Annotated in this window: 11 protein-coding genes; 3 read left to right on the forward strand and 8 right to left on the reverse strand. The window is 39.8% G+C overall.

What is annotated here, in order from left to right; all coding sequences use genetic code 11:
• On the forward strand, positions 1-1477 hold a 1477-nt coding region (locus tag BABA_RS20025; RefSeq protein ID WP_007087064.1), incomplete at its 5' end, for a recombinase family protein.
• Positions 1478-1493: 16 nt separating this feature from the next.
• Here the strand turns inward: BABA_RS20025 and rlmD are convergent.
• From rlmD to cax, 8 genes are all read right to left on the reverse strand, one after another.
• Entirely contained in the window at positions 1494-2882 is a 1389-nt protein-coding gene (rlmD, locus tag BABA_RS20030; RefSeq protein ID WP_007087065.1) for a 23S rRNA (uracil(1939)-C(5))-methyltransferase RlmD, read from the reverse strand.
• 98 nt (positions 2883-2980) lie between these two features.
• On the reverse strand, positions 2981-3712 hold the full coding sequence (gene pdaA / locus BABA_RS20035) for a delta-lactam-biosynthetic de-N-acetylase (RefSeq protein WP_235749764.1): 732 nt from the start codon (positions 3710-3712) through the stop codon (positions 2981-2983).
• Between the two features lie 519 nt (positions 3713-4231).
• Positions 4232-4768 (reverse strand): nuclease-related domain-containing protein, encoded by a 537-nt coding sequence (locus BABA_RS20040; RefSeq protein WP_007087067.1) that lies wholly within the window; start codon positions 4766-4768, stop codon positions 4232-4234.
• A gap of 292 nt (positions 4769-5060) precedes the next feature.
• Positions 5061-6605, reverse strand: a complete 1545-nt coding sequence (locus tag BABA_RS20045) for a fumarate hydratase (protein WP_007087068.1) — start codon at positions 6603-6605, stop codon at positions 5061-5063.
• Between the two features lie 158 nt (positions 6606-6763).
• Positions 6764-6964: an SE1561 family protein gene (locus BABA_RS20050; protein ID WP_007087069.1), complete on the reverse strand. Its 201-nt coding sequence runs from the start codon at positions 6962-6964 to the stop codon at positions 6764-6766.
• A 123-nt stretch (positions 6965-7087) separates the two neighbouring features.
• Positions 7088-7903 (reverse strand): YfkD famly protein, encoded by an 816-nt coding sequence (locus BABA_RS20055; protein ID WP_007087070.1) that lies wholly within the window; start codon positions 7901-7903, stop codon positions 7088-7090.
• A gap of 120 nt (positions 7904-8023) precedes the next feature.
• Positions 8024-8641, reverse strand: a complete 618-nt coding sequence (locus BABA_RS20060) for a YczE/YyaS/YitT family protein (protein WP_007087071.1) — start codon at positions 8639-8641, stop codon at positions 8024-8026.
• Positions 8642-9050: 409 nt separating this feature from the next.
• Positions 9051-10109 (reverse strand): calcium/proton exchanger, encoded by a 1059-nt coding sequence (gene cax / locus BABA_RS20065; protein WP_007087072.1) that lies wholly within the window; start codon positions 10107-10109, stop codon positions 9051-9053.
• Positions 10110-10292: 183 nt separating this feature from the next.
• Here cax and BABA_RS20070 point away from each other — a divergent pair, with 183 nt between their 5' ends.
• Both BABA_RS20070 and BABA_RS20075 read left to right on the forward strand, forming a co-directional pair.
• Positions 10293-11468 carry an MFS transporter gene (locus tag BABA_RS20070; RefSeq protein ID WP_007087073.1) on the forward strand — a complete coding sequence of 392 codons (1176 nt, stop codon included), beginning with the start codon at positions 10293-10295 and terminating at the stop codon, positions 11466-11468.
• 177 nt (positions 11469-11645) lie between these two features.
• A complete protein-coding gene (locus tag BABA_RS20075; RefSeq protein WP_007087074.1) occupies positions 11646-13550 on the forward strand; it encodes a heavy metal translocating P-type ATPase in 1905 nt (634 codons plus the stop codon).
• The last annotated feature ends 122 nt before the right edge of the window (positions 13551-13672 follow it).

Here is a 13672-nt window from a genome sequence, read left to right on the forward strand (position 1 = left end):
CGTATATGCTCGTGTCTCCACTGAGATGGATTCACAAAAAACTTCTATTGAAAACCAGATAGATCTATTTCAAAATTACGCAGCCCAGAACAACTGGGAGGTTGTAGAGATTTACACAGATAAGCAATCGGGAACAAAGGGTAACAGACCAGGTTTAAAGGCATTAATTGAAGACGGGAAAGCTGGTAAGTTTGATGTGATACTAGCTAAAGAACTATCAAGACTAGCTCGTAATGGAAGATTATCGTATGAACTTCGAGATATCTGCCTGCAAAACAGTATTCATATTGTATGCCTTGATAATTCGATAAATACGATTACCGGAGATGTACAAAACTTTGGTCTTTTTGCTTGGCTGTACGAAAATGAGTCAGCAACTAGCAGCCGGAGAAATAAGGCCGCCAAAAGTACAAAAGCTAAAAGAGGATTATTTGTAGGTTCTAATCCACCTTACGGATATTATTCAGACAACGGTAAGCTTAAAATTCGTGAAGACAACACTCCTGAAATCGTAAGACGAATTTTTAGAGAGTACTTGGATGGAAAAGGGATGGACTCAATAGCAAAAAATTTCATAGCAGAAAAGATTCCAACCCCTTCACAAATTGCTAATAAGTCTAACGCATCACCTTTATGGCACGCTACCACGATTAAAAATATCTTAAATAATCAACATTACTGTGGTGATCTGGTTCAAAACAGAACCGAAACAATTTCAGTAACAACAACAAAACGAAGAACTCTTGATGTAGGCAAAGCTACGATACGAGAAAATACTCACGAGCCTATTATCTCAAAGGAGATTTTTCAGTCCGTAAAAAAAATGCTTCAAACCCGAACACGTACAACTACTGCTCCAAAAAGTCATTTATTTACGAATGTATTGTTCTGTGAAAATTGCCAAAAAGGAATGTGGTACAAGGCTAATCAAAAAGGGTATAGATGTGGAGGAAATATTAAATACGGTGATACTTACTGTCTAAATAGAGCCGTTATCCGTGAGAAGGAACTAAAACACATTATTATTGAGGATTTACACGAGTTATTCCACTCCATTCAAGATGATGAATTTGTTCAAAGCTTGCAAATAAGATTGGACCAAAAGAAGGCTTCGATAACAAACGAAATAACAAAAATCGAAAATAAGGCAAAAAGAATACGTTCAAGAAAGAAAGATTATCTTGATATGTATGCTGATGAGATTATAACTCGAGAAGAGCTGGTAGAATATCGAAAACAGATAGACCAAGAAGTAGCTGGGCTCGAAACCGCCAAAATTGAATTTCAAGCAAAGCTTGAAGAGTGCGAAAGTGAGAACTATGCAATTAATTTAGGAAAGAAGCTCAAAGAAGTTTCAATACTAAATGATCTAACCCCTCAAGTCTTGCACTCATTGGTGAATAAAATAACCTGTAGCATTGAAGGTAATCTACGTATACATTACAACTTTTTAAATCCTTTCGATGATCAAGAATAGGCAACAACCTCAAGGGTTAGTTGCCTTTCTTTAAAATGAGTTGCGAGATACACTCGACGTGTGCCGTCTGAGGAAACATGTCCACCGGCTGAATGTACTTCACATCATACTTCGCACTTAAGGTTTGAATGTCTTTTGCCAATGTCGATGGATTACATGAAACGTAGATTAGCTTCTCTGGTTTTACTTGTAAAATAGTTTGAATCAGCTGGTTGTCAAGGCCGGTTCTTGGTGGATCTACTACAACGACATCTGGTTTCCAACCTTTTTTAACCCATTTAGGCAATACTTCTTCTGCTTTCCCAGGAACATATTTCGTATTGGTGAATCCGTGGCGCTTGGCGTTTTTTTTCGCATCCTCAATGGATTCAGGGATGATATCCATGCCACGGACTTCCGCTGCTCGGTCAGCAAGCCATAACCCAATCGTTCCTACACCGCAATAGGCATCGACTACTTTTTCTTTGCCCGTTAGTCCAGCCGCTTTTTTCACTTCATTATAAAGCTTGATTGTTTGAGAAGGATTTAATTGAAAAAATGTTCTCGCTGATAGTTCAAATTGCAGGTCACCAAGGGTTTCCTGAATAAATTCTTCCCCGGCAAGCGGCACAGTTTCCTCGCCAAAAATAAGCGAGGTTTTTTGCCCGTTTATGTTTTGAACCACTGATTTCACATTTGGAAGCTGTTTTTGTATTTCCTCAATGATAAGCTCTTTTTTCGGTAGCTCTTTTTGCGACGTAATCAGAACGACCTGCAATTCGCAGGTCTGCACACCGACACGAGTAACAATGGTTCGGACGATTCCTTTTCTAGTTTTTTCATTATAAATAGGAATGTGTAACTCCTCGAGAATCCGCTTCACCTTGGCGGTAGCTTCATTTGTTTGCGAGTGTTGGACAGCACATTGGTCAATGTTAATCAACTGGTGTGAATTAAGCCCGTATAATCCAGCAAGTACTTTTCCGTCTTTTTGTCCGACTTGAAAGCTGCTTTTATTGCGGTAACCCCATGGATCCTCCATGCCAATCGTTTCACGGATATCGAGCTTATTAATTGCAAGCTTTGTATGGCGTTCTAGTGATTGGACAATAATATCGCGTTTTTCCTTTAGCTGCTGGCCGTATTGCAAATGTTGAAGCTGGCAGCCGCCGCATTGGTCATAAACCGGACAAAGCGGGAGGACACGATGTGGTGATTTGATGCGAATCTTCTTTATTTTGGCTTCGGCAAATTTGGGGTTAATTTTTGTTGCCTCAACGACAACTTCCTCACCTGGAAGGGCTCCCGGCACAAAGACAACCTGTTTTTTAAAATAGCCGACACCTTCTCCATTAATGCCTAGTCTTTTTATCGTTAAGGGAAATGTTTGATTTACTTGAATTTTGATACCTTGTTCGGTTTTCATTATGTTCACTCCAAATTTCATCAAGCTTAAGTCCTCGTATTATAGCACGATTTAAGGAGAAAAGCCGAATCCTTAGCGGAATCCGGCTTTTGGTAAATTTATTTAAACTGATCAAGGCTTTTAAATTTGTAGCCTTTTTTCTTCAATTCCGGTATGACTCTTTCTAATGCATCAGCATTGTCTTTTGAAACTGAATGCAGCAGTAGCACGCAGCCGGGATGGATTTGCCTCATGATATTAGCGTATGAGTATTCCCAGCCTTTTTGCTGATTGATATTCCAGTCGACGAATGCGAGCGACCAGAAAACATGTGTGTAACCCTCTTCCCTTGCGATTTGCATAGTTCTTTCGCTAAAAACACCTCGTGGCGGGCGTAGGTATTGCATTTTCTTTTGACCTGTTATTTCTTTTGTTTTGATTTTAACCTTTTTGAGCTCTTCCCGAATTTTTGCATCATTTATGGCTGTGAAATCAGGATGGCTCCAAGAATGGTTGCCAATGATATGCCCTTCTTTTACTATTTGCTTTGCCAGTTCCGGTTGTGAATTTAAAAAATGCCCTGTTACAAAAAAAGTCGCAGGTACTTTTTCCTTTTTTAAAACCTCCAGGATTTTCGGGGTATAACCATTTTCGTAACCACTATCGAAGGTTAGGTATAAGATCTTGGAATTGGGATCCCCTTTGTAAAAAGCACCATATTTTGCAAGAATCTCATCATATAGGGCGCCTGCTTCCGGTGGCTGTTCATTGACTGCTTTTTTAAATCCCCAGTTAATTGGTTTATTGGGCATCGCTGCGTATGTAACATGTGGAATCAGTAAGAGCAGCATACTAAGGATGCTGAGTAATCTTTTCATGCATGTTCCCCCTATTTTTGTTTATTATAGTGTTTGTTTTATGGGGGAAAACATAAATAGCAGATTAAGGAAATCGGCGATGTTGATGGTAGACGCATCCTCTTTTAGAACCGGATGATGGTAAATTTAATAATGCTAATACATAGGTAGAAGACCTTCTAGTCGGAAGATGGAGATATTCGCGTAATTCTGAGTTTGTAATGGAGGTTTTTATTAGAAGAAAATAATCTTCAATTGCTGCTAGGTGTGCATCTTTTAAAATATGATGACAATCTGGGCACTTCCATTTATTCCTTTCGTAATTCATTGGAATAAACGAACAGTCTGGACACCTAACTCCGGATAATATGCTACTTTTATGTATGCCCATTTTTTGTAAAAAGTCTATTCTTAATGGAGTGTGCTTATTTAAAACACACCTCTTTATTTTCCCAATTGTTTTTTGCTCGACACTATCTTTAGTATAAAGTTTCTCTAGTTCTTCAATTTTCTTTAAAAGATTACTGACCCTGCAATCTTCTTTTCTGCCTCCGCATAACCTGGGGCAATATTAATTTCTGCAGAAGATTTAGTAAACACAACTAGAGTTTCAATAGGGATTGGAGGAATTTGATACTTTTTAAAAAAATATTGCAAAAGTAATTTATGCCGATTCACTTGTACTATTGGATTATCGTAGATCGCAGTTGAATTATTAATTTCTTGAGTCAACTGAAGTTTACCTATAGAGATTTTTCCAGAGTAATTTTTTGATTCAATGAGGATAATTAACTTTGCGGAAAGAAGATGAGCGTCCATCTGAAAGAAAGAATTTTCGGCGGGTAAACGAAGACCATGAAAGATATGATACCTTTTTTCAGGAATTAGGCCTAGAAAGTATCGTAATTTTTTCTCTCCTTGATATCCGGATGCAAAATTTCTTACTTTAATCTCAATATCATGCCTCATTTCATGAAAAATTGGTAATCGTCTTTGGGCTGCTTCCGCTTGCTCTAAGGCTATTGGTCTATTTAATTCTAAATCAAACAAGATTTTCCCTCCTTTTCTAATTTAATGTATAATTCGACATCATAATTTTCCAATCCTGCACGAAATGATAGTCTATATTTATTCTTTATTTAGCTGTCAAAATTTGTTAACAAATTTTCGGATATAATGAACAAATTTTCTCGTATTATGAACAAATCGAGGAAGGTTATGAACAAATTAGCCTTAGTTATGAACAAATCCCCCAGACAATTGAACAAATCCCTCCTGCAAGCCATCCAAACCCAAAAAAGCAGACGCCATCACCCCCAGCGTCTGCTTTACGCAACCAATCCTATTTAAAAACCGGTTCCTTAAACTGTGCTAATTTCTCCAATGAAGATTTGTCGACGTCGGCGTGCAGGCTGTTTCCGTGTGAGTCCATTGTCACTACGGCCGTGAAGCCCTCAACACGTAAATGCCACATCGCTTCAGGAATACCGAATTGCATCAAATCAACGCCTTCAACGCCTTTAATGCAATCAGCATAATATTGCGCCGCACCACCAATAGCGTTCAAATATACGCCGCCGTGCTCATGTAAAGCAGCCAGCGTCTTAGGGCCCATACCGCCTTTTCCAATAACAGCGCGAATACCAAATTTCTTCATGATATCACCTTGGTAAGGTTCCTCGCGAATACTTGTTGTTGGACCGGCAGCTTTAACATGCCATTCCCCTGCTTCGTCCTTCAACATAACCGGACCACAGTGGTAAATAACTTGACCATTGAGATCAACTGGTGCATCGTGGTCACTTAAATACTTATGAATCGCGTCGCGGCCTGTGTACATTAAGCCGTTTATTTGAACGACGTCGCCGACCTTTAACGAGCGAATCTTCTCTTCAGTAATCGGTGCCTCTAAAGTAATCACTTCTTCAGAAGAAGCCGCAGCTGTTTCTTTTTCAGCCTCCGTCTGAGCAAAATCAATGAACTCACCATCTTGGTACATCCATTCATTAATTTCCCCGCTAACAGTATCAACGCTGACACCTAAACGGCGGAATGCCCAGCAGTTATAGGCAACGGAAACGTAGAAGCTAGCAGGGATCCGGTTCATGACACCAACTTTACATCCGAGTAACGTTGCTTCGCCGCCAAAGCCCATGGTGCCAATGCCAAGTTTGTTTGCATTTTCCATCACATATTCTTCTAACCGACGAAGATCCTCATTCGGGTTCATATCTTCAACAGAACGGAATAATTGTTCTTTTGCTAAATCGTAACCTGATGAACGGTCACCGCCAATGCCGACGCCGATAAAGCCCGCGCTGCAGCCTTGACCCTGTGCCTGGTAAACAGAATGCATGACACATTTGCGGATACCGTCAAGGTCGCGGCCCGCGCGGCCCAGTCCTTCTAGTTCACATGGAAGACTATATTGAATGTTTTTATTTTCACAGCCGCCGCCTTTTAGAATCAGGCGGACATCAATGTACTCTTTTTCCCATTGGTCAAACTTAATAACCGGTACACCAGCACCAAGGTTATCACCGCTATTTTCACCTGTTAACGAGTCAACAGAGTTTGGACGTAATTTACCTTCTTTTGTTGCCAGGACAATCGCTTGACGAATCGCTTCTTTTAATTCTAATTGATTCACACCAACTGGGGTTTTAATTTTAAAAGTTGGTAATCCCGTATCTTGGCAGATTGGTGAAACTTGATCATCCGCCATTTTTATGTTGTTAGTGATTGTGGCAAGACTCATCGCTGCGCTAGTTCCGGCATTTTCCTTTTCTTTCGCAGCCAAAACAGCTCGACGAACATCTTTTGGAAGTTTAGTGGAAGTTTCAACAATAAGCTTGTACATACTTTCCTGGAATTTTTCAATATTCAATTCGAGTACCCCTTTCCCTTTGCCCCAAATTACTCTTTTTATAATATTACAACTTTTTACACGTCTACATTATACTCCTATCACCACTAGATTTAAAGAATAAGCTTGCAAGCGAATACATGGGATTTTACTCCATTTTCCCCACAAAAAAGAGTCTGCTATTTAACAGACTCACTTACTTCTCGATTATTAAATTCTCTGCATTTTGATTCCATGTCATCAAGCATGGAAATTAAACGGTCAATATCTTCAAGATCCGCATCTTCCGGATCAATGGCATCAAGCACATCAATAAACATATTTAAGCGCTGCTTTAAAAAGTCGACCTGTGTATTTTTTTCTTGAATTGGACTGCCCAAGCTGTATCGCTCCTTTCTTTACCGTTTTCATCCTATCGAAAAATTGAAGCTTTGACAAATAGTATGTCCTAATTATTTTAAAAGAAAAAGACCCCTGCTGCCAGGAGTCCTTCCGCCCAAAAATCATCGTGGCCGTTCTGAAGCAGCGAAACCAAAGGAAACATAATCCTGGACAGGAATCCAGGCACCAATCCCTTGGGAAGTAACGTTTTTCACGACAATAAACTTTTTACTGCCTTTTAACATCAAATACACTTCACCGTAGGTTACTTTCCCTTTTTCATTGACACCTGGTGCATAGGCATATAAGTAGCCTAGACGGTTTGCAGGGATATTATAAATATGGTCATTTTTTGTGCCGGCTCCGATAATTGTTTCAAACGAGAGCGGCAGACGAGTTTTTTCCATCGCCTTTAGCAGCATCATCTTTTTCACATCTTCGGGATTGGCAATTTTGGCTGTCAGTCCGCCGCGGATAATCTTTTGTGATTCTTGCACATATTTAATTTGATAAGGCACTTTTCCACCACGATTATCAAAGTAATTCGTATTAATCTTTTGGTACTCCCAATTCGGAGAGGTTTCTGATGATTCGTAATTCAACGGCCACTGGCCTAGGTAGATAATCGCACGATAACCAACCGCAAATGGGGTGCTGTTAATACTTGACTCATTGAGCATGCGGATTAAATCAGGGTTTTCAATTTTTTCTTTTGAAGAATTTATTAACTTTTTGGTTAAATCGCTTGGCTTCAGTAAAGGCAAGTCCTGCGTCGAATTCGGATACGTATTTTCCTTCGAAATGTTCCGAACTGAGGCAGGGACTTGATATTTTACTGGAGCAGGGGCTTTTTTCACCGCTGCTTTTTCGGCGAAAGCAGAGGGAATAAAGGAAAGCATTAATAGCATTGTCAAAAGTAAAGAAATATGTTTCTTCACAAGGTAAACTCCTTTCACTAGTAGCATTAATAATGTCTCTACGTAGTTTTTTCGGAGTTCATTCATATTATCCATTCCAGAAATTTTTTTCTAAAATTCCCCTAAATAAGCATTTTTCACTCAATATTTTGCCTGAAGGCGTTGCATTAATTTTTCAAAGTATGGAAAAAACAATTGAATTGCAGGGCCTACCGTAAAGGTAATAATGATGGTCCCGTACGATATGGGTCCTTTAAGTAAAAAAGCAGGGACTAAGGCTGTAACTTCGCCAATTGTTTTGGCCATCATCAAATTCACCCGAAAACGTTCCTTTATAGCTAGCATAAAATTATCAATTGGACTTTGAGGGAACTTTGCCTGCAAATAGATGGCCGCTCCAAATCCGATAATTAAGATACCGACGAGCAGCATTCCCAATTTGGCGATAAATTGGTTCATAGTAAACAAATTAAAAACAGTCATGAGCCAAAAGTCGACTAAAGAACCGATGACAATGATCGTTAAAAACGACAGAAAATCGGGTCTCCTCTTTACTAACAGTGCATTGACAAAAATTAAAATGGCTCCATCGATCATCACCCATTTTCCAACGGATAATCCTACCTTCTCAGTAAGCACAACATTAAGGGCATCCCAGGCACCTACACCAATATCCGAAACTTTAATTGTCATACATACACCAAAAGTCATAACGGATAGCCCAATAATAAAAAATAATAATCTAATAAAAAATTTCATCTGTCTCTCCTTTAAAATTAGTAAAAAGTAACGAAAATGTAATAATCAGATTATTTACAAAATTCCAATTTAGTTTTATAATATACTTAACCTTTCAAAAAAGGAGGGCTGTAATCAATCGGCTAACTTGTTACTTTATTTCCATCTTAAGGAGGTTGGGATTCCCGTCTTATATGAAATTCAACACTCGTGTTTTTCGCAATCTTACCTAACATGAAGGTTGGTGATTGATGGACCCAAAGAAAGCGATTGATTTTTAAACCCAAATAACTGTTACATTATAGCACAGGAATAAAGATTTACCCCGTACATTTCAAACATAAGAATAATTTGGAACAAATAAAGACTCTGGACCATTTGGTCTAGAGTCTTTTGGTGCCTGACACCATTAATAGTATTGTGAAGGTACTTATAGTAAGAAGAAGCCGATTCCCATTATTACGTAGGCTGCCAGCAGGGTAAGTCCTTCAAACCAGTTGGATTCCCCGTCGTTTGAGATGACAACCATTAGTAAGACTGATGATACCATTGCGATTAATTCCTGCCAGCTGAATAACAGCGGCATTGACTGGTCAAATAGCAGGGAAATCAGGACAAGCACTGGTAAGACGAACATTGCAACTTGCAAGGTGGAACCGATGGCAATTTCAACAGCTACATCCATTTTATTTTTAAATGCCATCAAGACGGCTGATGCATGTTCCGCGGCATTACCGACTATTGCGACAATAATTACCCCAATAAAGAGCTCCGTCCATCCAAAAGCTTCACCAACATACTCAAAGGTATGAACAAGATGTTCAGAAATATAAGCAACAGCTAACGTTGCGATCAATAGAACTCCGATTGCCTTACCCTTCCCCCATTCCGGTTCTTCCTCGTCGTGAACCTCTTTTTCCGTGGCAGACTGATAAACTCCTCGATGGGTAACAAGCTTAAAAAATAATGCCGCAAGATAAAGGAGAATAAGAATAATCGAGATCCCAATACTTAAGGATAAAGTTTTCGTTTCATTCATATTCATCGAAAATACCTCTGGAATAACAAACGCAATTATAACTGCAAACATCAGCAGGCCGGAATTGTGCCGGGCGTCAAATACATTAAATTCCTGCCGCTTGAATTTTAATCCGCCAATAAAAAAGGAAAGTCCGGCAACCAATAGCAAGTTTCCCAGTACAGAACCGGTTAATGAGGCAAGAACAATCCCAATAAGTCCTGCTTTCAGCGAAAAAACTGAAATAATCAGCTCCACGGCATTTCCAAAGGTTGCATTTAACAGCCCTCCTATGCGCGGGCCCGCAACAATGGCGAGACTCTCAGTTGCCCGCCCCATATAGCTTGATAACGCAATAATGGTTAAACAGTAAAGAATAAATAGAACAATACTTGGCCAATGCATCAGTGTTCCAATGACCGAAAGCGGAACCCCAATAAATGTCAGCAGCATAAAGATTTTATTAGTCAAAGCCAGCCCTCCATGATCAAAATTTTTCTTTTCTATTTTTCTACCCTATATTTGTTTCTTCAATGTCCTAAAATTATCTTAATGATAAATAAGAGAAATGATTCATTTTTAACCGAAAGAGCCATTATCTTGTTATAATAAATAGTTGATTCTCAACCAATTTATTTTTTTAAGAGGTAAAAAATGATAAATGTAAATACAAATTTTAGATTTTGGATATTAGTCAGTATTGTGGCGGTCTCAGGTTTCAGTCAAGGGATGCTCCTCCCACTTATAGCGGTAATTTTTGAACATAGCGGAGTTTCTTCATCATTAAACGGATTAAATGCAACAGCACTATATATAGGAATACTTTTAGTATCCCCATTTATGGAGCAACCCCTTCGAAAATTTGGATATAAGCCCATTATCATTTTCGGCGGTCTGATGGTAATTGTTTCATTGGCATTGTTTCCGTTGTGGAAAACATTTTGGTTTTGGTTTATTCTAAGGCTTTTCATCGGGATCGGTGATCATGCCTTGCACTTTGCTACTCAGACATGGATTACTTCTTTTTCATCCGAAAAGAAGCGTGGAAGAAATCTATCTCTTTACGGATTATTTTTTGGGATAGGATTTGCTGCAGGGCCATTGATGACACCACTGGTCAATGTTAACGAGGCGCTTCCTTTCATGCTATCTTCTGCTTTATGTCTGGTGGGATGGGTCTTCCTATTTGCACTTAAAAACGAACTTCCGGATCAAGAAATTCGAGTTCATTCATTCACCGCCACGATAAAACGGTTTTCACAAGCGTGGAAATACGGATGGGCTGCCTTTTTACCTCCACTTGCGTATGGAGTTTTGGAGTCATCTCTAAATGGGAGTTTTCCAGTTTATGCATTAAGAATTGGCATCGATGTAAACAGCGTTTCCATTCTCTTGGCCTCCTTTGCCATTGGTGCAATTGTATTTCAGCTTCCATTAGGTATTTTGAGTGACAAATACGGACGCAGAACTATTCTAATTACTATCCTATTCCTTGGCTCCATTTGCTTTACAGCGGCAAGTTTCTTTGAACAATCCTTCTTTTGGCTTGCTATCTGTTTATTTGTTGCAGGAATGTGTGTGGGCTCCACGTTCTCGCTTGGTATTTCCTATATGGCAGACTTAATGCCGAAAAATTTATTTCCAACAGGAAATCTAATGTGTGGCATCTTTTTAAGTCTGGGCAGTTTAATCGGCCCAACCTTTGGTGGATTTTTTATTCAGTATTTTAAAAATATCAGCTTCTTTCATATAATAAGTTCCTTATTTTTTATTATCTTCTTAATCATCTCGTTAAATAAAGAAAAGTCATTGGTAACGGTAAATGATTAAGTACAGAACTGAAGCAAAATCATATCTTAACGCATAGAATGTGTGGTAAGATTAAGTTAAATAAACTATATGATTTTAGGGATTTCTGCTGTCATCACTTCGATGACAGCTTTCGTGTTTTTTAGGGGTAATGACATTGATTATTTTTCTCAATAAGAATAAAGAGGGGGAGAAACTATGAGTTCCGAAGCAAAGGGCATTCAGAAGGTTGGCATGATAGAAAAAATTAAACCACATGCCGAATTGATTGCTGCCGGGTTAAGTGGTGTGTTGATTTTAGCCGGTTGGCTGTTTGATAAATACGGGAGCGGTGCCGATTCTATCATCGCCTACCTGCTGGCATTTCTAATTGGCGGTTTTGCCAAAGCAAAAGAAGGTATTGAGGCTACCTATGAAAATAAAGAACTGAACGTCGAAATGCTGATGATCTTTGCAGCAGTTGGTTCAGCCATAATCGGATACTGGACAGAAGGGGCTATCTTAATCTTCATATTTGCCCTCAGCGGTGCCCTGGAAACCTACACCATGAATAAAAGCCACAAGGAAATTTCTTCATTAATGGAGTTACAGCCGGAAGAAGCATTGCTGATCGCTAACGGGTATGAAAAAAGGGTTCCTGTTTCCGAGCTGCTTGTCGGAGATCAAATACTCATTAAACCGGGGGAACGTGTCCCTTCAGACGGGATGATTATCAAAGGACAAACCAATATTGATGAGGCAGCCATAACAGGTGAATCGATGCCTGTTTCTAAAGGGGAAGAAGCAGAAGTCTTTGCGGGAACCGTTAATATGACAGGTTCGATTACCGTTCGAGTAACAAAGTCGAGTCAAGATACTCTTTTTCAAAAAATCATTCAGCTTGTTCAATCGGCTCAAAGCGAAAAGTCACCGTCACAGTTGTTCATTGAACGGTTTGAAGGAACTTACGTCAAGGTTGTCCTGCTTGTCGTGTTTGCAATGTTTTTCCTGCCACACTACTTACTCGGCTGGAGCTGGCATGAGTCCTTTTACCGTGCAATGATTTTATTAGTGGTCGCATCCCCATGTGCTCTAGTCGCTTCCATCATGCCCGCTACGTTGTCGGCCATTTCAAATGGAGCGAGACATGGAATATTGGTAAAGGGCGGTGTGCATCTTGAAAATTTAAGTCATTTAGAAGCCATCGCTTTTGATAAAACCGGCACACTCACAAAGGGGAAACCAGAAGTCACCGAAGTGTTTGTCAAAGAAGGACTTGAAAAAGAGGATCTCATCTGGAAGGCAGCTTCGATTGAAAGTCATTCGAATCATCCACTGGCACAGGCCATTGTCAAATATGCAAAGAAGAATATTAAAAAAGAGCTATTCCATCCAGACAGCCTTGAAGATGTTCCCGGGTGGGGTGTTAAAGCCGAAGTGAATGGAGAGCGCTGGAAGATCGGAAAAGCGGCATTTGTCGGGAAGGAAAATGTCGAGCGGTTTGCCGATGGAAGGGCTAAAGACCTTTCAAGCCTAGGCAATACGCTTGTATTTATTGAAATAGATGGAGAGCTTTGTGCAATGGTCGCGATGAAGGATGTCGTTCGTGACGAAACCAAGCTTGCAATCGACCATTTAAAGAAACAAGGGATTCGTACTGTCATGCTAACAGGCGATAGTGAAAAAACAGCCCGGGCGATTGCCGCCGAAAGTCACGTCGATGAATTTTTTGCAGAATGCCTCCCAGAAGAGAAAGTGGAGCAGCTTAAACAACTAAAGGAAAAATATAAAACAGTTGCTATGGTCGGTGATGGGATCAACGATGCACCTGCATTAGCAATTGCCAATGTGGGGATTGCGATGGGTGGAGGGACAGACGTAGCTCTTGAGACAGCTGATATTGTCCTCATGAAAAATGATTTACCGAGAATTTCTGAAGCCATCCGCCTCTCACAGCGTATGAACAAAATTATCAAACAGAATGTCATTTTTTCCATTACTGTCATCATGCTGTTAATTTCGTCGAATTTCTTTCAAATGTTGGATTTGCCCTATGGGGTCATTGGCCATGAAGGAAGTACGATTCTTGTCATCTTAAATAGCCTGCGATTATTAAAGTCATAGTGGGGATTCATACAAAAGGCCGGGTGAAAGCATTCACCCAGCCTTTTCTTAAGATATAAATTTCGACTTTGAGAAATGTCCAGCTCCAGCGCCCTAGCGGCTAGTGTCCTTCGCTCTCCGCC

The sequence above is a fragment of the Neobacillus bataviensis LMG 21833 genome (assembly GCF_000307875.1).
GTDB lineage: Bacteria > Bacillota > Bacilli > Bacillales > Cytobacillaceae > Neobacillus > Neobacillus bataviensis.

Bases quoted from the DNA above. Each gene is read 5' to 3' on its own strand.
- BABA_RS20060 (WP_007087071.1), bottom strand. From the start codon at position 8,641: ATGAAATTTTTTATTAGATTATTATTTTTTATTATTGGGCTATCCGTT.
- BABA_RS20070 (WP_007087073.1), top strand. From the start codon at position 10,293: ATGATAAATGTAAATACAAATTTTAGATTTTGGATATTAGTCAGTATT.
- BABA_RS20075 (WP_007087074.1), top strand. From the start codon at position 11,646: ATGAGTTCCGAAGCAAAGGGCATTCAGAAGGTTGGCATGATAGAAAAA.
- pdaA (WP_235749764.1), bottom strand. From the start codon at position 3,712: ATGCTGCTCTTACTGATTCCACATGTTACATACGCAGCGATGCCCAAT.
- rlmD (WP_007087065.1), bottom strand. From the start codon at position 2,882: ATGAAAACCGAACAAGGTATCAAAATTCAAGTAAATCAAACATTTCCC.